The 19,586-nt window shown below is 59.8% G+C and carries 14 protein-coding genes; 8 read left to right on the forward strand and 6 right to left on the reverse strand.

From position 1 onward, the window contains the following. Window positions 1–239: 239 nt before the first annotated feature. A complete protein-coding gene (locus SH292x_RS10090; RefSeq protein ID WP_442485481.1) occupies window positions 240–1,739 on the forward strand; it encodes a PEP-CTERM sorting domain-containing protein in 1,500 nt (499 codons plus the stop codon). On the opposite strand, the gene SH292x_RS10095 is transcribed toward SH292x_RS10090, so the two are convergent. Further along, window positions 1,689–2,924, reverse strand: coding sequence for an endonuclease/exonuclease/phosphatase family protein (locus tag SH292x_RS10095; protein ID WP_442485482.1), 1,236 nt, complete (start codon window positions 2,922–2,924; stop codon window positions 1,689–1,691). The two genes, SH292x_RS10090 and SH292x_RS10095, sit on opposite strands and share 51 nt — an antisense overlap. Window positions 2,925–3,153: 229 nt before the next feature. Here SH292x_RS10095 and upp point away from each other — a divergent pair, with 229 nt between their 5' ends. The 6 genes from upp (at window position 3,154) to SH292x_RS10125 (ending at window position 9,758) form a co-directional block, all read left to right on the forward strand. Next, window positions 3,154–3,825 (forward strand): uracil phosphoribosyltransferase, encoded by a 672-nt coding sequence (upp, locus tag SH292x_RS10100; RefSeq protein WP_442485483.1) that lies wholly within the window; start codon window positions 3,154–3,156, stop codon window positions 3,823–3,825. A 111-nt stretch (window positions 3,826–3,936) separates the two neighbouring features. Next, window positions 3,937–5,235, forward strand: a complete 1,299-nt coding sequence (locus tag SH292x_RS10105; protein WP_442485484.1) for a NupC/NupG family nucleoside CNT transporter — start codon at window positions 3,937–3,939, stop codon at window positions 5,233–5,235. A gap of 66 nt (window positions 5,236–5,301) precedes the next feature. Further along, entirely contained in the window at window positions 5,302–5,856 is a 555-nt protein-coding gene (gene hpt, locus SH292x_RS10110; RefSeq protein WP_442485485.1) for a hypoxanthine phosphoribosyltransferase, read from the forward strand. Between the two features lie 103 nt (window positions 5,857–5,959). Beyond that, a complete protein-coding gene (locus SH292x_RS10115; RefSeq protein ID WP_442485486.1) occupies window positions 5,960–6,193 on the forward strand; it encodes a DUF485 domain-containing protein in 234 nt (77 codons plus the stop codon). Continuing rightward, on the forward strand, window positions 6,190–8,133 hold the full coding sequence (locus SH292x_RS10120; RefSeq protein ID WP_442485487.1) for a sodium/solute symporter: 1,944 nt from the start codon (window positions 6,190–6,192) through the stop codon (window positions 8,131–8,133). The genes SH292x_RS10115 and SH292x_RS10120 overlap by 4 nt, the downstream gene beginning before the upstream one ends. 71 nt (window positions 8,134–8,204) lie before the next feature. Next, window positions 8,205–9,758 (forward strand): cryptochrome/photolyase family protein, encoded by a 1,554-nt coding sequence (locus SH292x_RS10125; protein ID WP_442485488.1) that lies wholly within the window; start codon window positions 8,205–8,207, stop codon window positions 9,756–9,758. Window positions 9,759–9,766: 8 nt separating this feature from the next. Here SH292x_RS10125 and SH292x_RS10130 read toward each other — a convergent pair whose 3' ends face one another. The 5 genes from SH292x_RS10130 to SH292x_RS10150 all read right to left on the reverse strand — a co-directional run bounded on the left by SH292x_RS10130 (window position 9,767) and on the right by SH292x_RS10150 (window position 17,986). Beyond that, window positions 9,767–10,240, reverse strand: coding sequence for a hypothetical protein (locus SH292x_RS10130; RefSeq protein ID WP_442485489.1), 474 nt, complete (start codon window positions 10,238–10,240; stop codon window positions 9,767–9,769). Between the two features lie 64 nt (window positions 10,241–10,304). Beyond that, window positions 10,305–11,840 carry a SpoVR family protein gene (locus SH292x_RS10135; protein ID WP_442485490.1) on the reverse strand — a complete coding sequence of 512 codons (1,536 nt, stop codon included), beginning with the start codon at window positions 11,838–11,840 and terminating at the stop codon, window positions 10,305–10,307. 653 nt (window positions 11,841–12,493) lie between these two features. Beyond that, window positions 12,494–13,609 carry a DUF444 family protein gene (locus tag SH292x_RS10140; RefSeq protein ID WP_442485491.1) on the reverse strand — a complete coding sequence of 372 codons (1,116 nt, stop codon included), beginning with the start codon at window positions 13,607–13,609 and terminating at the stop codon, window positions 12,494–12,496. A gap of 399 nt (window positions 13,610–14,008) precedes the next feature. Next, window positions 14,009–16,066: a PrkA family serine protein kinase gene (locus SH292x_RS10145; protein ID WP_442485492.1), complete on the reverse strand. Its 2,058-nt coding sequence runs from the start codon at window positions 16,064–16,066 to the stop codon at window positions 14,009–14,011. A 768-nt stretch (window positions 16,067–16,834) separates the two neighbouring features. Further along, a complete protein-coding gene (locus SH292x_RS10150; RefSeq protein ID WP_442485493.1) occupies window positions 16,835–17,986 on the reverse strand; it encodes a hypothetical protein in 1,152 nt (383 codons plus the stop codon). A 271-nt stretch (window positions 17,987–18,257) separates the two neighbouring features. Here SH292x_RS10150 and SH292x_RS10155 point away from each other — a divergent pair, with 271 nt between their 5' ends. After that, the gene (locus SH292x_RS10155; protein ID WP_442485494.1) at window positions 18,258–19,520 is read left to right on the forward strand and encodes an ornithine cyclodeaminase; all 1,263 of its coding nucleotides are present in this window, start codon (window positions 18,258–18,260) and stop codon (window positions 19,518–19,520) included. Window positions 19,521–19,586: the final 66 nt, after the last annotated feature.

Genomic DNA, 19,586 nt, shown 5'->3' on the forward strand with positions numbered 1-19,586 from the left:
TGCTCAAAAAATTCGCTACCTTCCCGGTGGCAATTCACCCGAAGAGATGCCTAATCGCCTGACGCTTCTAATCGCACGCTCGTAGCCCACCGGCACGGCATCTTCGATTGGTCAGGCAGCTCGATTCCCTCTCTCTGGGTCTCGTTGCGGCTCGTTCGTCGCCGTTTGTTGTCCCGGTTCGCGTCCGCGTCGATTCCTTGCGTCAGCACCTGAGGTCGAGGAACAGAAGAGGTCAACCGATGATTCGACGAGCACTACTTTCCGCCGCGCTACTCTTACCCTTTGCTGGCGAGGTGCGATCCGACGTTATCCTCGAATGGAATCAGAACCTATGCCACGTGATGCAAGAAGATGGCATCGTCAACGTGGATTCTAAGGCCAACCCGGGCTGGTCGACGCGCAGCTTGGCGATGGTCAACGGCGCGATGTACGACGCTTTCCAGTCGGTCAATCGCACGCATCAGCCGTTCATGTTTAACGAAATGCACACCGATGCTTCGAAAGAAGCCGCGGCGGCGCAAGCGGCGCACGATATTCTCTTGGCCTGTTATCCTTTGCGTGCAGCGACGCTTAGCAATCAGCTCACCACCAGCCTGGGCGGCATGGCGGACAGTCCCTCGAAGGCCGCTGGTATCGCGCTGGGTCAGCAAATCGCCGCCAAATACTTATCGAATCGCGCTGCGGATAACTCGAACGTGCTCGAGCCATGGCCCGAAGGGACGCAGCCCGGTGAATGGCGAAGCGATCCGATGCACGGGCCCCAGGAAGCATGGGGGCCGGCGTGGGGAACGGTTTCGCCGTTTGTGCTCAACAGCAGTACGCAGTTTGCTCCGCCAGGCCCGCCCGAGCTGACGAGTGCCGAGTACGCGGCCGCCTTCGATCAAGTAAAGAACTACGGCGCGAGCACCACTTACGGTCCCGATGATACACCGACGTCTCGCACCGCGGACCAAACTCAAATTGGCCTTTTCTGGGCCTACGATCGCGCCGCGATGGGACCTCCGCCCGTGATGTTTGCGGAGAACATTCGCGATATTGCGTTGCAGGTGGGAACGTCGCAGGAAGAGAATGCACGCCTCTTTGCCATGACCTCCATGGCGATGGCCGACGCGGCGATTGCATCGTGGGATATCAAGTTTGACTCGAACTTCTGGCGCCCCGTTAGCGGCATTCGTGAAGGTGGTGCGGGCGGGATGGCCGATGCCGACGGCAATCCAATGACCGTGGGCGATCCCGACTGGGCACCGCTCGGCGCTCCTGGGTCGGAGCACAACGATCCAGACGATCCGCTGAACGAAGACGACTTTACACCCCCCTTCCCTTCCTACACTTCGGGCCATGCCACGATGGGAGGGGCAACTTTCCGGGCGCTGGAATTGTTCTTCGGCACAAACGACTTTGCCGCCGCCGACGCGATGTTTGGCGACGACGAAGTGACGCTCGAGTACATTCTCAACTCCGCGGAAGCGGGCTCGGGATTCACTCGCACGTTCGATTCCTTCACGCAGGTGGGCGACATCAACATCGGCCTGGAGAACTCGCCCGAAGGCGAGAACGCCACGAGCCGCGTTTATTTGGGCGTCCACTGGATGTTCGACCAAGTCGATGGCACGTACCTGGGTCGCGACATTGCCGAGTACGTCTTTGCCACGCGATTCGCCGTGGTGCCCGAGCCTTCGACGTTCGTGCTACTCGGTCTTGCCGTCACCGGCTTGGCTATCTTCCGTCGGAAACGCTAGATCGACCCATACCAGCCGGTGGTCGGTGGCCAGGATGGCTTCGCTGCCGGGCTCACCTTCCTTGGGCCAGTAAACGCCAGAGCCCACGACGGTGAGGTCGCGGGATGGCAGCACGTAGTCGACTCGCAAGTTGCCGTGACCATCGCCACTAAAGTTGGCGGTGTCGAACTTTGCATCGCCTTGGTGGTTGCTGTTTAGATCCGCATGCTTGGCGCTGGCGTCGACAGCGCCGTCGCTCGCGGGGGTGAAGGTGGCGTTTACGCGCGGGTGCTTGAGAAGTTGGCCGATGTTGTCACCTCCCGAGTCGCCATCGACAGGATCGGCGTTCAGGTCGCCCAGGATCACAAACGACTCGCCCTCGGCGAGTCCACCACGATTACCGCGATCATCAACCAGATAGTCGCTCTTATCGGGGGTGATGTAGTCGGCCCACAGGCGGATCTCGTCGTGGTTCCGCCGCCCGTTGCGATCTTCGGGGCCATCGAACACCGGCGGCGTTGGGTGCGCGCACAAGAGGTGGATGGTTCGCGTCGTGTCGCCGATCGTCACTTCCACCGGCACGTCCCAGTGACTTTTCGACGACAGGCGGAAGATGTCGAGTACCTCGGGCGAGTAGTACGACTCGCCTGTCTTCGGGTCGACGGGAAGCTTCGCGCCGGGCATGTCTTTCCAGAGGAACTTCTGGAACGTCCGCGCCGAGTCGAGGTCGATCGGGAACTTCGTGATCAACCTCATGCCGTACTGTCCGGGATAGCGACCAAATCCAAAGGCGTCGGCGGGCCCCGTTGGAATGCCGTCGTTATCGAGGTCTAGGCCAGAGGGCACGCCAGTATTCACGGGTCGGTAGAATGCTGAGCCGAGTAGAAGTTGGTCCAGCCCATTGTCACCACGACCGAGGTAGTCGCGCAGAAATCTCTTTCCAGGCTGCCCCGTCTGGTCGAAGTCGAACTCATTGAGCAACAACACGTCTGGCTGAACCCGGCGGAGGACCTCGGCGATGCTTCGCGCTTGGTTATCCCCTTTCTCCAAGTCTTCCGCTAACTGCCCTTCGCGATCGCGATACATCGACACGTTGTAGGTTGCCACGCGAATCGAGCCAGGCGGCTTCTTCAGCTCTACCGCAGCGGCCTCGGAAGCGATTGTGCAAGACAAGCCGAGGATTAGAAAATAGAAAGCAGAACGCATGGAGCAAACGTCCGTGAACGGGTGTGGGGGAGCCTGCGGAATAGGGGCATTGTAGCGACCGGCGATCCGTCCCGCCCGCCGGTTGCGGGCAATTGCGGTCGGTTTTTCTTGGCGTCGATTCTTAACATGCGCTCGGCCCGCGGCTAGAATGGCCAGCCAGGTGGTGGAGTCGGGTACGCGCGTTCGCAGGCCCGATATCGGTTTCCTTTCTTGCGGGAGTCGCGATTCGATGTCCATGACCTCTAGCCAGCCACCGTTGGCGCATACGCTCGCCTCGGGCGTGTTCGAAGTTTCGCACCCGCTCATCGAGTGCCACCTGACCGCCCTTCGCGACGTCGCCACGCAGCCGTTGTCATTCCGTTCCCACGTTCGGCGACTCGCGACCCTCCTGGCGTACGAGGCGACGCAGGACTTGGCCGTCGAACCCGTGCCGGTGACGACACCGCTTACCAAGACCACGGGTGGGAAGCTCTCGCAGCGAATTGGTTTGATTCCAATCCTTCGTGCCGGGCTTGGGATGGTCGACCCCGTGCTCGATTTGATCCCGACCGCCGAAGTGTGGCACCTCGGGCTTTACCGCGACGAGGATACCGCGCAGCCGGTCGAGTACTACAGCAAGCTCCCACCAGGTCGCCCGGTGGACGTGGCGCTGGTGGTCGACCCGATGCTGGCGACTGGTGGCTCGATGCTTGCTGCGCTCGAGACGCTCCGTCGTTGGGGAGTCGGGCAGGTCAAGCTGCTGTCGATTATTGCTTCGGAAGAAGGAATTAGGAACGTCGTCTCCGAGTTCCCCGAAGTGCAGGTGTATGTCTGTAAGATCGACCCGGAGCTCAACGATGTGAAGTACATCGTCCCCGGCCTCGGCGACGCCGGCGACCGCATCTTCAACACACTCGGCTAATCCGACAGATAGTGCCATAGCCGGACCGCCACGCGGTCCGCGAGCGTAGCGTTTCATTCTTTCCATGGCGGATCGTTCACCTCGGACTTCACACAGAGAGTACTCCCCTCCATGGAACGCTTCGTCAGCCTGCTCGGCATTGCCACGTTCATCGGCCTCGCCTGGCTCATGAGTTCGCACAAACGCCACTTTCCATGGCGCGTTGTGGCGTGTGGCCTCGTCCTGCAAGTGCTGCTGGCCGCCTTCATTACGCTGACGCCGTATGGGGAGGCACTCTTTAGCGGCGTCAATTTTGTCTTCAACAAGCTAATTGACTCGGTCGATGCAGGTTCGAGTTTCGTCTTCGGCGGCGACTTCACCGAGCATTTCATCGCCTTTAAGATCCTGCCGACCATCATTTTCTTCTCGGCGCTGATGTCAATCTTCTACTACATGGGAGTCATCCAGTGGGTAGTCGGCGTCATGGCCTGGGTAATGCAGAAAACGCTTGGTACATCTGGGGCTGAAACGCTGTCGGCCGCCGCGAACGTGTTCGTCGGGCAGACCGAAGCCCCGCTGGTGATTCGGCCCTACATCAGTTCGATGACCACGTCGGAGCTGAACGCCGTGATGGTGGGTGGTTTCGCGACGATGGCGGGGGGCGTGCTCGGTGGACTCGCGGGGATGGGATTCAACGCAGGCGACCTGCTGGCGGCATCGGTGATCTCTGCACCGGGCGCGCTAATGCTCGCTAAAATCATGCAGCCAGAACTTGAGGAACCAAAGACCCGCGGCAGCGTGAAGGTTGAGGTCAAGGACGAAAGCGCCAACGTACTAGAGGCTATTGCCAACGGAACCATTGGTGGTTTGCAGCTGGCGCTTAACGTTGGGGCCATGTTGATTGTGTTCTTGGGGTTGCTCGCAGTGATGAATTTAGTTCTCGGAGGCCTTGGCGACGCGTTTTGGTGGAGCCTGGAAGCGGCGGGCAGGAACACGCCCGAGAACCCAGCACCGTGGACGATCGAGGGCATTCTGGGAACGCTCTTCCAACCCGTTGCGTGGCTCATCGGCATCGAAGCCGGCGACACCGCGCGGGCCGGTGAGTTGCTGGGTCTCAAGATGGGCACCAATGAATTTGTGGCTTACACGCGGCTTGATGAATGGGCCGCTGCGGATAGCGCGGTTCAAATCTCCGAACGAACTCGCTACCTGATGACGTTTGCCCTCTGCGGCTTCGCGAATTTCTCGTCCATCGGCATTCAGCTTGGTGGCATCGGTGGCATGGCTCCCGAGCGCCGTGGCGACCTCGCGCGGTTGGGTCTGCGGGCGATGATCGGTGGCACGCTCGCCTCGTTCCTTACCGCGGCCATCGCCAGCTTGCTCTATTCCGCCCCCGCGGCGGCCGAAGCCCTTGGCGCCGCGGCCAACTGACAACCTCGTAGCGAATCGGGTATACTCGGCGGTTTTCCTAATTCCCACTGTGACGAGTGCTACCCGATGAAAACCCTCTTCTCCCGCGAGCAGTTGCACGAAGGCGTCTCGGCGATGGCCGATAAGATCGCGGGCTGCTACGAAGATCAGCATCTGACCATCGTCGGCGTGCTGACCGGTAGCTTGGTGCTGGTGGCCGACTTGATCCGCCTGCTGGACCTGCCGATGCGCGTGGGAGTGATCGCGGCGAGCAGCTATCGCGGAGCTACCACCACTCGCGGCGAGCTCTCCGTAAATGACGAACTGATGCTCGACATCCGCGGCCGCGACGTGTTGCTTGTGGACGACATCTTCGACACGGGGCACACGCTGGTGAAGGTGATGGAGAAGATGCGCGAGTACGAGCCGACCTCGCTTCGCAGCGCCGTACTGCTTCGCAAGCATGGCCGGCAGGAAGTGGTCGCCGAGCCCGACTTCGTGGCGTTCAACATCCCCGACGAGTTCGTGGTGGGCTACGGTCTCGACTACGAAGACATGTACCGCAACCTGCCGTTCCTCGCGGCGCTCGAAGAAGCCGACCTGGTCGAACACGCCCGCGTTGTGGGTGGAAAGAATACGTAAACCGCCCTAGCCGGAAGGTATTGCCTTCTGTGTGAGAGTCAGTGCTTAGCTTGTGACTTCTCGCGGGACCTTCCGAGGTCCCTCCTCTCTTCTCCAGGCAAACATGATCCAACGAAACGCACGCATCGGGCTGTGGCTCTTCGCGCTCTACGTGCTGCTGTACGGCGGCTTCGTGCTCCTCAATGCGTTCGCCCCCGAGGCGATGGAGTGGACGCCGGCGATGGGGGTGAACCTCGCCATCTGGTATGGCTTCGGGCTCATCGTCGCGGCGATTCTCCTGGCATTCCTCTACGGCTTTCTTTGCCGCACTCCGGATAGCAAGGAGCCGCAGTCGTGATTTACGAAGCCTCGTGGATGGCCATCATCGTGTTCGCGGCGTTCGTCGCCGTGACGCTTGGCATCAGTTTCTACATGGGCCGGACGGCCAAATCGTCGCAAGGGTATTTCGCCGCCCACGGGCAGATTCCGTGGTTCGTCAACGGCGTTGCGTTCGCTGGCGACTACTTGTCGGCCGCGTCGTTCCTGGGCATCTGCGGCATGATCGCGTTCTACGGGTACGACGGGTTCTTGTACTCGATCGGTTACCTCGCCGGCTGGATCGTCGCCTTGTTCGTAATCGCCGAACCGATGAAGCGGCTCGGCAAGTTCACCTTCGCCGACGCCCTCGATGCGAAGTTCCAGTCCCCCAGCATCCGTATCTCCGCGGGCATCAGCACGCTGGCCGTCAGCGTGTTCTATTTGATTCCGCAGATGGTCGGCGCAGGCGCACTTGTCACGCCCTTGTTAGGCTTCCCCCACTGGGTTGGCGTCATGATGGTCGGTGCCGTGGTGGTTCTCATCGTCGTCACCGCCGGCATGGTGTCGACGACTTGGGTGCAGTTTCTGAAGGGGGCGCTCTTGGTGCTCTTTAGTAGCATTCTGGCCGTGCTGCTGATTATGCGAGGTTTCGATACACAACCCCGCGGTGCCGAAGGGCACGAGTTCGCCTCGGCAGGTCCATTTGATCAAAACACGGTTGTTTCCGATGTCGAGGCATCCTCAGAGCTTGGCAATCCCAAAGTTCTGCCCGCCGAAGGACCTTGGAAGGATTTGCCCTTCCTGCAAACCGTTCGACCAGAGGGTGGCGTCAACATCTGGCACCTGCGGTCCGTCGGGGACGATCAAGTGATGGTCGAAGAGGCCCAGATGAAGACGGTGACCGCTGATGGCAAGGTATTTATCGGCGGAGTGCCGCACGGCAATAAACCAGGCGAGCGAGATCTGATTCCCGTTGGTCGCATCAGTAAACTACCGGGCGGCGAAGAGCGCACCGGTCCGCTCGGCCCGCTGTCGTTCTTCAGCACGCTGCAAGAGAGCGAAGTCGTACTGTGGCCGAGCAAGAAAGTGATCGAGGACGACGGCAGCACCACAACCATCTTCTATCAAAAACCAACGCCCGGTAGCCAAGTCTTACGCCCCGGCGAGAGCCCCACCTTCTCCGGCATTCGCAGCGAGTACTTCGTCGACAAGCTCAACTTTCTGTCGCTGATGCTGGCGCTGTTCTGCGGCACCGCGTCGCTGCCGCACATTCTGATTCGCTACTACACGGTGAAAGACGAAGCCGCCGCGCGCAAGAGTACCATCGTTGGCATTACGACCATTGGTTTCTTCTACGTGCTAACGCTTTATCTCGGCCTCGGTGCGATGACCAGCGGGGCGCTCGATCCCACGGACAGCAACATGGCCGCGCCGCTCTTGGCGCGGAGCATCAACGAACCGCTGTTCGCCATTATTTCGGCGATCGCGTTTACTACGGTGCTTGGCACCGTGAGCGGGTTGATCCTCGCGTCGGCCGGCGCCATCGCCCATGATCTGTTTGGGAGTTTGCTCGCCGAAGAACTCACCGGGCAGCAGCAAGTCCGCGTCGCGAAGATCGCCTCGGTCGTCGTCGGTGCCATTGCGATCGCGCTAGGGATCCTGTTCAAGAATTTGAACGTGAACTTCCTGGTCGGCTGGGCGTTCAGCGTTGCCGCCTCAGCCAATTTGCCCGCGCTCGTGATGATCCTGTTTTGGAAACGCGTCACCGCCGCGGGGGTTTCCGTCGCCATTGTCGTTGGCATGCTCAGTTCGCTCGCGTGGATCCTGCTGTCGAGTGACACTTACGACAAGATTTATGGCCTCCCCGCCGCCGACGCCCCCATGCCCTTCAGCCAACCGGGCATCGTCACCATACCGCTCGGGTTTGCGGTGGTCGTCGTGGTGTCGCTGCTCACACAGCCTCGGAAAGCCGAAAACTGAGTGGTCGCTCGCCGGACTTCGCGCTACGGTATCCAAGTAACAATAGCTTGATTCCGTAGTTGCGTGTCGTAATGTCCGAAAAGAAGAGCTGCCATCGCCTGGTGATTGTGCTAGGCGATCAATTGAATGCCGACTCGGCTGTGTTCGATGAGTTTGACAAGGCAAACGATGTCTTGTGGATGGCCGAAGTCGAAGGCGAGGCCAAACACGTCTGGTCGCACAAAGCTCGCATCGCTTTGTTCCTCGCAGCGATGCGTCATTACCGCGATGCCCGCGTGGCCGATGGCTATAGGGTGGATTATCAATCGCTCGACAAACCCACCAAGCCGTCCCTTGCCGAGGAACTTGCGGATGCTGTTCGTCGCCACCGCCCACGCGAAGTGGTGATGGTCGAAGCGGGGGAGTATCGCGTGCAGCAAGAGATTGAGAGAGCCTCCGAAGCCTCCGGATTGCCGCTGACTGTGCTTACCGATCGGCACTTTTACTCGACGCCCGACGAGTTCGCCGCGCACGCTAAAGGCCGCAAGCAACTTCGGCTCGAGTTCTTCTACCGCGAACTGCGGAAGAAGCACCGCGTTCTGCTCGACGACGATGGCGAACCCATCGGCGGGTCGTGGAACTACGACAGCGACAACCGTGGCAGCTTCGGCAAGCAGGGGCCGAGCAATGTGCCACCGGTGCCAAGCTTTCGCTCTCACGGACCAACGCAGGAAGTGCTGAAGCTGGTCAACGACCGCTATCGCTTTCACCCCGGCACGCTCGAGCACTTCAATTGGCCGACCACGCCTTCGCAGGCTAAGCGGGCACTCGACGAATTCATCGAACACCGTTTGCCACACTTCGGACAGTATCAGGACGCGCTGTGGACGGGCGAGCCATTCCTGTACCACTCGCTGATCTCTTCGTCGCTGAATCTCAAGCTGCTCGATCCCCGCCAAGTCGTCGCCGCGGCTGAGGAAGCCTACCACGCCGGGCACGCCCCGCTCGCCAGTGTCGAAGGCTTCATTCGGCAGATACTCGGCTGGCGGGAGTACGTTCGCGGCATTTACTGGCACTTCATGCCCGATTACTTGGATCGCAACGCCCTCGGTGCGACCGCGCCGCTGCCCGACTTCTACTGGACCGGCGGAACCGACATGCACTGCTTGCAGCAGGTCATCGGCCAGACGTTGGAATACGGCTACGCCCATCATATCCAGCGGCTGATGGTTACGGGGCTGTTCGCGATGCTCTTGGGTGTCGATCCTAAGCAGGTCCACGAGTGGTACCTCGCGGTGTACGTCGACGCGGTGGAGTGGGTCGAGCTACCCAACACGCTTGGCATGTCGCAATACGCCGACGGCGGGGTGATGGCCAGCAAACCGTACTCGGCGAGTGGCAACTACATCCAGCGGATGAGCAACTACTGCACGGGCTGCCGCTACAACCCGGCGAAAGCAACGGGCGCAGACGCCTGCCCCTTCACCACGCTGTACTGGGACTTTCTCGACCGCAACGAGCAGCGACTCAAGGGTAACAATCGCATGGCGATGCAGCTGAAGAACCTGGAGCGCAAGAGCGAAAGCGAACTTGTAGAGATTCGAGAGCAAGCAGAGCAATTAAAGAGAGGCTTCGCGAAAGGCTAACTAGCCGACTAGCTTCCCTCCGCTGCCCCTGCGAAGTCTTCTGCCAATCGCGACAGCACTTGCCGCGTTATGTCGAAGGGCTCTGCCTCGCGGACGGCGCGCTTCTGCTTGCTGAACCGTCGCAGCGATATCTTACCTGCCGTTACCAAGACTTCGTAATAGCTCGTGGCGTTCTCAGCGCGGTAGGGTGGCGTGCTTCGCATTTGGATCGCGCACGCCTCGTTGTCGATCTCGAGGGGGGCGATCGCTTCGAGCAGGTAACCCACCTTCGCGGCCAGTTTGTCGGCGATCGCGCGGAGCTTCTCGGGCGGCACGCCTTCGAGCTTCTTCGACTTGAGTTCGACGATCGTCGCCGTTACGCCGACGCCATCGATCGCGACGAGTTCGCACAACAGCGAGTGATCCCCTTCTCGCACCACCACACACGCCGGCCCGGTACCTGCGGTTCGCAGTTCTTGCTCAAGTTGTCGGGTAAGACTCATGGTTGCCTAATCACTGTCTGCTAACTCTCGTAAGCCTGTGGGAGGGCTCTCCGAGCCCGATGCCTTATTGTGTCTCGTAGTGTTCCATCTCTGGCGATTCGTCGCGCCACTCGATCTCATGCTCGCTGCCGTCGAACGACACGATCGCCTGCCGGCCCTCGAGCGCCGTCTCGATATGGACAGGACGGCTCCAGATGCGTTCGAGGTTCACCAGCGTGTCGCGGGCGTAGTTCAGGTCGAGTTCGACGCCCGTGAAATAGTGCTTCAGGTAGAGCTCGCCGCGATTGCGGTAGTTGCCGTCTTCGACGACGATCTTTGGCCGCCCCATGTTCGTCAGGCTGCCGAGCAACTGCTGTTTCACTTTGGGGAACGCCCGGCTTTCGATTTCGTACTGCTCGCTGTGTTCGTTGTAGCCGAAGCGAAATAGCTTGTGCTCGCGGACGAAATCGAGGGTCAGGAACTCGTCGATGAACGTCAGGTCGTTGTGCACCTTGCGGACCTCGAAAATCTTCTCGCGGCCGAGACCAAGCTGCTTGTCCCAACGCCGGCGGGTGTCGTGGTCGTCGCACTCTTCGTACTCTTTACCATACGCCCCGCGGTTCCAACGATCTTCGATATCGCGGAACAACTCGATGCCAACCTTGTAAGGGTTGAGCCGCGTCGGACTCGACGCCAGCGTGCCACTGTGGTGGTCGCAGTAATTCACCACGTCGCCCGCCGTAAGGCCTTGGCGGGTCATGATCGTAGAGTGCCAGTAGCTGGCCCAACCTTCGTTCATGATTTTGGTTTGCCCCTGCGGCGCGAAGTAGTACGCTTCGTCCCGCATGATGGTCATCACATCGGCCTGCCAACCGTTGAGCGGGGCGTGTTCGAGCAGGAACAGCATCACGTCCTGCTCGGGATGTTCGGGGAATCGCCGAGCGGGAGTCGGCTCGTCCTCGTCGTCCATCATTCCCGCGCGGTGCTTGGGATTGATATACGCATCCATGTAGTCCTTCGCCGGAAATTTGTGATCCTTGGGCTCGTCGACTTCCGCGGGCTTCTCGCCAAAGCGATAGCGATCGCGGTCGGCCCGCCGCTTGATGAAGGGCGAATGAATATCGATCAGATCATCAATCGACTGGCAGGCGTCGATGAACTCCTCGACCACGTCGACCCCCACCTCGTCCATGTACCGACGAATGCGCGTGCCGTGATTGGCCATCTCGTCCATCATCTTACGATTGGTCTTGCTGAACCAGTAGTTGTTCTTGAAGAAATCGCAGTGCCCATAAACGTGAGCCATCACCAGCTTCTGGTCGACAAACTCGTTCGACCGCATGAGGTAGGCGTAGCAGGGATCGTTGTTGATCACCAGCTCGTAGATCTTCTGCAAGCCATGGTGATATCCTTTTGCGAGCGACTCGTATTCCATCCCAAACCGCCAGTGTGGGTACCGCACGGGGAACCCACCGCGCGCAGCGATGGCGTTCAGCTGATCGGCGTCAATGAGCTCGAAGATCGTCGGAAAGAAATCGAGCCCATAGTTCCGCGCATGCTGCTGCATCTCCGCCTGAACGGCAGCCAACTCGGGTGTCAGATTGGAATTAGGCGTGGACATGCTTATGGCCGCGAAAATTTCGGCGGATGGGAAAAGTCGTGGGATTCAGTCACTCTGCTACCAAGAAGGGTTGTTGAGGGCGTAATTATTGGCATGTATCGTTTTTCCCGGCAATTGTAGTTTGAGCTCTTGAACTGCGTTATCGGATAGGTTGGTGTTAGTAATGTTTAGTACGTGAAGTGGCTTCAGTTGCACGAAGGTAGAAACTGCTCCGTCTGTGATTGCTGTACCGTGGAGGTACAGACCCCTTAGCTTGGTAAGTCGGACCAGAGGTTCGAGATCCTTGTCGCGAAGGTCGCAGTCTTGAATCGATAGCAACCGCAATTCGGGAAGTCTTGCAGCAAGTTCAGCAACCATGCTCGGGTCGCTCTCCGGCGCGCTCCTTACCTTTACGATTGTTGAACCTATATCGGGCCCTAAGAGTCGAACTAGTAGTGGTGGGTGGGTTGGTGGATTGTGGGTATAGTGTTCTACGTCTTCCCATTTATCGTACTCATACTTGTAGTTAAGCGAGGCACCTTGAGCGCGAAGCGCATTCGCGACTCTCAGTTGTCGAGTGGACCACCAAGTACCCACAGCAATTAGTGCAGTGGTAATAAGTAGCACTCGCAACGTAAATCGAGGTCTAATAGTCCTCATTCGCGATCCACCCCCTACTTCCCCGTCCCTAAGAACACTTTAATCGCCTCGTAAATCGCATCCCGGTCTTCCATCTCTGCGGTGACCAGCGTGTCGTATTTGTCCCCGAAGCGGCCTTCAAGGTGGCCCAGGTACTCGCCGCTGCCGTAGGGGCTTTCGACTTGACCGTAGCAGTACAGGTTGACGTGGGGCAGGATTCTATCGCGGAGGATCTCGAAGGCCCGCTCGTTGTCCTCGCCCCAGTTGTCGCCGTCGGAGAACTGGAAGCAGTAGAGATTCCACTCTGACGGGGGGAGTTCGGTTTCGAGAATCTCGGCGCACGTTTTGTAGGCGCTCGAGATCCGCGTGCCTCCGCTTTCGCGGGTGTGGTAGAAGGTGTGTTCGTCGACGCATTTCGCGACCGCGTCGTGGATGATGTAACGCGTTTCGATGCCGCCGTATTGGCGTGCGAGCCAAGTGTCGATCCAGAACGCGGCGATGCGAACGATTTGCTTCTGCTCGTCGGTCATCGAGCCCGAGACGTCCATCATGTAGATGACCGCCGCGTTCACTTCGGGTTTGTTGACCGTGTTCCAACTGCGATACTGCTGGTCGCCCTTGATCGGCACGACCTTCGGTTCGTTTGGCTCGTAGCTGCCGGTGGAGATTTGCCGTTTGAGGGCCTTCATGTAGGTCCGCCGCTTGTGGCGGAGCGATTCGGGGCCGGTGGCGCGGATGCTGTTGTACTTCGATTTCTCCTGCGTGATCGACGCGTTGCCCTTTGGCTGGATGTTGGGGAGCTCAAGCTGGTCGCCCAGGATGTCGGCGAGTTCGTCAAGCGTCATGTCGACTTCTAACAGATGACCACCGCCAGGATCGCTCCCAGCGTCGCCCGGCCCGCCCGGTCGCTGCTGGCCGCCCTTACCAACCGGAGTACCATCTTCCCCCTCGCCCTGCCCAACGCCACCGTTGCCATTGTCGCCAAACCGAAACCGAGGCACGTCCAGTTGCGGCACCGGAATGCTCACGAGGTCCTTGTTCTTACGACCAATCATCTCGCCATGCGAAATGTACTTCCGCAAATTGTCGCGGACCTTGCCACGAACAATCTGGCGAAAGCGTCGTTGATCGCGTTCGATTTTAAGAGACATGGGCGAATGAGTGGGTTTCAAACAGCAGTTGTGAACGGTATGCCTGTCATCCTGATAGAGCCTTAGCGACTGAAGGATCTCTGTTTGTAATTAGTTAGCCACGGATGAACACCGATGAAACACGGATTGGTGAGGGTATCTTCGTAGGCCGTAACAAGCGACGCGCAGTTACGGCAAGCAGTCGCAATAAGTGGATAGTCTCATTACAGGTATTTAAGCAGATTGTCGGTGAATCGCTAATTCAACAAGTGGCAAAGGCACCTACTGCCGTAACTGCGCGTTGCTTGTTACGGCCTACTTCTGTTCATAATCCGTGGTTCATAGGTGTGCATCCGTGGCTAAGTCATTTGTCAGGCGAGATTCTTCGGTCACTTAGGCTCCCTCAGAATGACATGATTTCTAATCTCTCTTGCTATCTCCTCGCGCGAAGATGCTTGCCACGTAATTCAAGACATCCGTCGCGCTTTCGTCGTCGTAGCCGTAGTTGCGGATCAGGCGGTCTTTGACCACGTCGATCTTCTTTTGCGTGTCGGCGTCGACCACGTTCGACACCAGGCTCGTGAGCTTGATGGTGTCTTTTTGGTCTTCGAATAGCTTGAGCTCGAGCGCCTTGTAGAGCCGCTCGTTCGACTTGTAGTCGAATCGCTTGCCGTCCATCATCAGGGCGGCGATGTAGTTCATGATCTCTCGGCGGAAGTCGTCCTTGCGGCTGTCGGGGATGTCGATCTTCTCTTCGATCGACCGCATGAGCCGCTCGTCCGGTTCTTCGTACTGACCGGTGAAGGCGTTCTTCACTTTTTCCTTCTGAGTGTACGCCCGGACGTTGTCGATGTAGTTGCCACACAGTCGGGCGAGGGCGTCCTCGTCGGCGGCGATGGCACGCTGCACTTCGTTCTTCACGATGTTCTCGTACTCCTCCTTCACCACCGATAGCAGTTCGCGGTACTCCTGCTTGGTCTCCTCGCTGTTGATCAAGCTATGGTGCTTGAGGCCGCTTTCCAGTTCGTTGAGCACCATGAACGGATTGATGCTCTTCGACTCGGGATGGGCCACTAGTGCGTTCGAGATCTTGTCCTGCACGTACCGGGGGCTGATGCCGACCATGCCTTCGTTGGTCGCCTGATCGCGGAGCTCCTTGATGTTGTCCTCGGTGAAGCCCGGCAGGGTCTTGCCGTTGTAGAGCTTGAGCTTCTGCAAGCGGGTGAGCCCCGCGTGCTTGGGCTCTTCAAGCCGGGTGAGGATCGCCCACATGGCCGCCATCTCGATGGTATGCGGCGCGATGTGCTTGCCTTTTACCGTCTTGCTGTTGTAGTCCTTCTCGTAGATTTTGATTTCGTTCTTAAGGATCGTCACGTACGGAACGTCGATCTTCACCGTGCGGTCGCGGAGGGCTTCCATGAATTCGTTATTCTGCAGCCGCTTGTACTCGGGCTCGTTGGTGTGACCGATGATCACTTCGTCGATGTCGGTCTGAGCGAACTTCTTCGGCTTGATGCGGTGTTCCTGGCTTGCGCCTAGGAGGTCGTACAGGAACGCCACGTCGAGCTTCAGCACCTCGACGAACTCGATGATGCCTCGATTGGCGATGTTGAACTCGCCGTCGAAGTTGAACGCCCGCGGGTCGCTATCGCTGCCGTACTGGGCAATCTTGCGGTAGTTGATATCGCCAGTTAGTTCGGTGGCGTCCTGGTTCTTTTCGTCCTTCGGCTGGAACGTTCCAATGCCGATGCGGTCCTTTTCGCTCAGGATCAGGCGTTTGACGCGGATATCCTGAATCACGCGGGTCCAGTCGCCGTCGTATTTCTTGAGTCTCTGCTGGTAGACGAACCGGCAGAACGGATCGAGCTCGCCCGTAATGCGGACTTGGTAGTCGTGTTCGCCGCGTCCTGCGTTGAGGCGGGCCTCAACCTCGCTGCGGAAACGCTGCGGGATCAGGTGCAGCGGTTCCTCGTTCATCGGGCACCAATCAATCGCGTCGGGATTGTCGGGCTCGTCTTCGCTCACCCAGCCCAGCGTGTAAAGCGCACCGTCGTCGGTCGCCGAGTAACGTTCGAGCCCTGCCTTGAGCAGGCGGGCGATGGTGCTCTTACTGCTACCTACGGGGCCGTGGAGCAGTAGCACACGCCGCTCGATGCCATAACCATTTGCCGCACTCTCCAGGGCGTTCACCAGATGGTCGAGCGAACCACGCAGCCCAAACACAGCGTCTTTGCCATCGTTCTGCGGATCGTCGAAGAAGCGGTAATGCTTTCGCTTCTCCCGGCCCGACTCGATGGTGTCGACGCCGTACGACAGGATCATGTCGTACAACCTTTGATACGCGGTTCGCGTGACCTTGGGGTTGTCGCGCACCAAGTCCAGGTATTCCTGAAACGTACCGATCCAGTTCTTGCGGCGGAACTGTTCGCGGTCCTGGCGCTGGGCGACCAGGTCGATAATCGTGCGTCCTTCGCTCATCTCTCAGCACTCCGGAAGGTATGGCGGCTCGCTGTCGTGCGAGTCGAGTAGGTAGTAATTAGTACGCAGCAAGCTAGGAATACGGCGGTAGTAATAAAACGCGACCGGTTCGGGGTTGCGCCTGAGGAATCAACATGCCAAGTTGCTAATCGTGTGCCAGCGTCGCCCCGTTCCTCTGGCCTCGCGAATGCTTGGGTGGCACATCACGGGACCAATCGGGCGGTGAGCCAACGCACTTCCAATGCGGTTGGGTGCGGCTGAGGGAGCGTGGCGGGGGAGTGACTTTCGACCCCGCGAGAGAATGCTGCTCGCCGCGAACACCCGATAGAACCTCTTACATGCGACTTCGCGATGGCGTTCCCGACCAGTCCGTGACTAGTGTCACAAAACCACGCGCGGGAGCGCGTCTCGAAATCGCCTGCCGAGGGCGAGTTGGCAAAGATCGGCGGAAGGTAGGTGGGGGTGTGTCGGCCGGAGGTTCGCTCACGACCGCGATTTCGTTGCTCGCAGGCTCCCTGCGGCAATGGATCGCACCTCTTTGTCTACCTCAAGTATTGTTCGCATCTTCCACCGCGGCAACACTGATATTTGGTGGAACCGGCAGAATCCGCGAAGTAATAGAAGCACGCAGCGGGACAGAAAGTCCATGAAATCCGCAAAACGAGCGCCGTTTGTGCGGCCAAAGACGTAGCGGCACTCTACCGGCACGCTCGCTTCGGCAACTGGTCACCCGGGTAACCTGCGCAAAGCAGGCTACCCGTGGTCCAGCTAACTGTCTTGCCTGTCGCCACCGCCACGACGGCGGCCGCGCCCTCCGCGCGACGATCCACCACGTCCGCGGGGACTGCTGCGCTTGCGTTCGCCACGTGCGGCGATGTTGGCGTCGACCACCACGCCAATGGCTTCTTGCCAAGCGGGAATGTTCTTGTGAGAGATCGCGCGGGCCGGCCGATCGTCGTCGTCATCGTCATCGTCGTCGTCTTTCGACGCGTACTTGACGGCCGACACGTCGTCGCTGGTATCGTCGTCGTCCTCTTCTTCGGAACCGGCTTCCGAAGATTCTTCACCCTCGCCCTCGCCCTCACCCTCGCCGTCGCGCTTGCGACCACGTCCACGCCGACGACCACGGCGACGACGCCCACGCCGCTTCTCCCCTTCGCCCTCTTCACCTTCCGCGGCTTCGGTAGTTTCGGCTTGGTCCTCAGCGGCTTCGTCGACTTCCGCCGATTCGTCACCGGCCAACTCTTCTTCTTCCACCACGGGGGCGGGGGGCGGCGTTTTCTTGCGACCACCAAACGGGAACCAATCCGGCAGCGTCAAACCAGTCCCCGCGAATCCGGTGGGGGCCGGGCGTTTCTCGGGTTCCGGCGCAGGGGCCTCGGCGACTTCCACGCTGTCGGTGAATTGCTCTTCAACCGCCTCCTCAGCGACCACGTCGGTCACTTCTTCGCTCGGCTGCTCGCTCTTGCGACCACGCCCACGACCACGTCCGCCGCGTCGACTCCGCTCGCGCTTCGGCTTTTCGCTTTCTTCGGACTCCGACTCCGACTTCGGTTCGCGCGCGGGCTTCTCTTCCTGCTTCGCCCTTTCGCGGCGCTCGGGCTTTTCGGCCGGCTTGGGTTTCTCCGTGGCCTTCGCCTTTTCTGCTGGCTTCGGCTTCTCTACGGGCGCAGCGACGGCCTTCGGCGCGGGTGCCGGCGTCGGTTCGGGCTCGACTTCGAGGCCCAACTGGCTGGCGAGATCGCCCCAGGCACTCTTTGGACGCGGGGGGGCGGGCTTTTCCACATTGCGCTTGGCAACGGGAGTCGGCGCAGGTGCCGGGGGAGCGGGAGGCGGAGTGGGGGCCGCTGCTTCCTTGCTCTCAATACCCAGGCTACTGGTTAAAGCTGCCCACTTGTCCTCTGGCTGGCCGGAATCCATGGATAACGTTTTTTCTGCGTTGGAAGTAACAAAGACTTCGTTGTTCGGTATACGTACAACACGTAGGGTTGGCCGAGCTAGCTGTCCGCGCGTCGCGAACAGCGGTTAGAGGGCAGCGGCCGAAGCAGAACGCTCCTGGCCGACCGCTTCCAACATCGGCCCAATACGTGACAATATAAGAAGTTACGCGCATTCCCGAAAGCCGTCCGCCCCTCGCTCGCAGCCCTTCCGTCTCCGCCGCAAACCCTTCCCAGCCCCCGCAAACACGTCTATGACCAGCGAACCGAAACCTCCATTTGTGGAAGAAGTTGAGCTCCGGGGCCACATCATCGACAGTTTGCTCCTCCCCAAGGTGCTCGACACCATCACCACGCGGGGCGGGACGTTCGAGATTCGCCAAATTGCCATCGGCACCGGCCGGCACGATCCCAGCCACGCGGTGCTCGGCGTATACGCCGACACCCAGGAGCTTCTCGACGAGATTCTCGCCCAGATTTCCGACCACGGAGCCGTTCCCACGGCCGGCCAAGACTGCCGCTTGGTGGAGGCCGATATCGACGGCGCTCTCCCTGAGGGTTTCTATAGCTCAACCAACCAGCGGACCGAACTCCGTATAGCCGGCCACTGGACGCCGGTCGACGATCAGGAAATGGACTGCGGCGTGGTGCTCGACACCCAGACTGGTCGGCCGCGCTGCATCCCGATGACCGACGTCCGCCGCGGCATGCAGGTGGTGGTCGGCCACGCCGGTGTCCGGGTGTTTCCGCTGGAACGCCAGGACGCGGGGCACGCCTTCTCGTTCATGAACAGCTCGGTCAGCACGGAAAAGCCCAAACGCGTGGTGGTCCGCGAGATCGCCCAGAACTTGTTCGCAAATCGCAGCGTGGCTGGAAAGGGGGGCCCCGGCAAGTCGCTGCTCGTCGGCGGCCCGGCCATCATACACACCGGTAGCGGACCGTTGGTCAGCGAACTCATCCGGCGTGGCTACCTGCAGAAACTATTCGCCGGCAACGCCTTGGCGACGCACGACATCGAGCAATCGCTCTACGGCACTAGCCTCGGCGTGAACGTCCTTGACGCCCAGATTGCTGAAGCAGGCCATGAGCACCACCTGCGATCGATCAATCGCATCCGCCGCGCTGGCTCCATCGCCACTGCGGTGGAGTCGGGCATTCTCACCAGTGGCATCATGTACGACTGCGTGAAGCACAACGTCGACTACGTCCTCGCCGGCTCGATCCGCGACGACGGCCCCCTGCCCGACGTCATCACCGGCGCCCTCGACGCCCAGCGCCGCATGCGCGAGGAGATCAAAGGTGTGACGTTCTGCCTAATGGTCGCGACGATGCTGCACTCGGTCGCCGTCGGCAACCTGCTCCCCGCGTGGGTGAAAGTAGTCTGCGTCGACATCAACCCCTCGACCGTCATTAAACTCTCCGACCGAGGCAGTTTTCAAACCGTTGGATTGGTAACCGACGTCGAACCCTTCTTTAGGTCACTATTGGCGGAACTGGATGAGCTGGAGAAGAATTAGTCTCGGATGGTCCACGTCATCCTGATGGAGCCTAAGCGACTGAAGGATCTACCTTGCCAATCGTAA

It is taken from the genome of Aeoliella fuhlenseeensis, from assembly GCF_052161615.1.
Classification (GTDB): domain Bacteria; phylum Planctomycetota; class Planctomycetia; order Pirellulales; family Lacipirellulaceae; genus Aeoliella.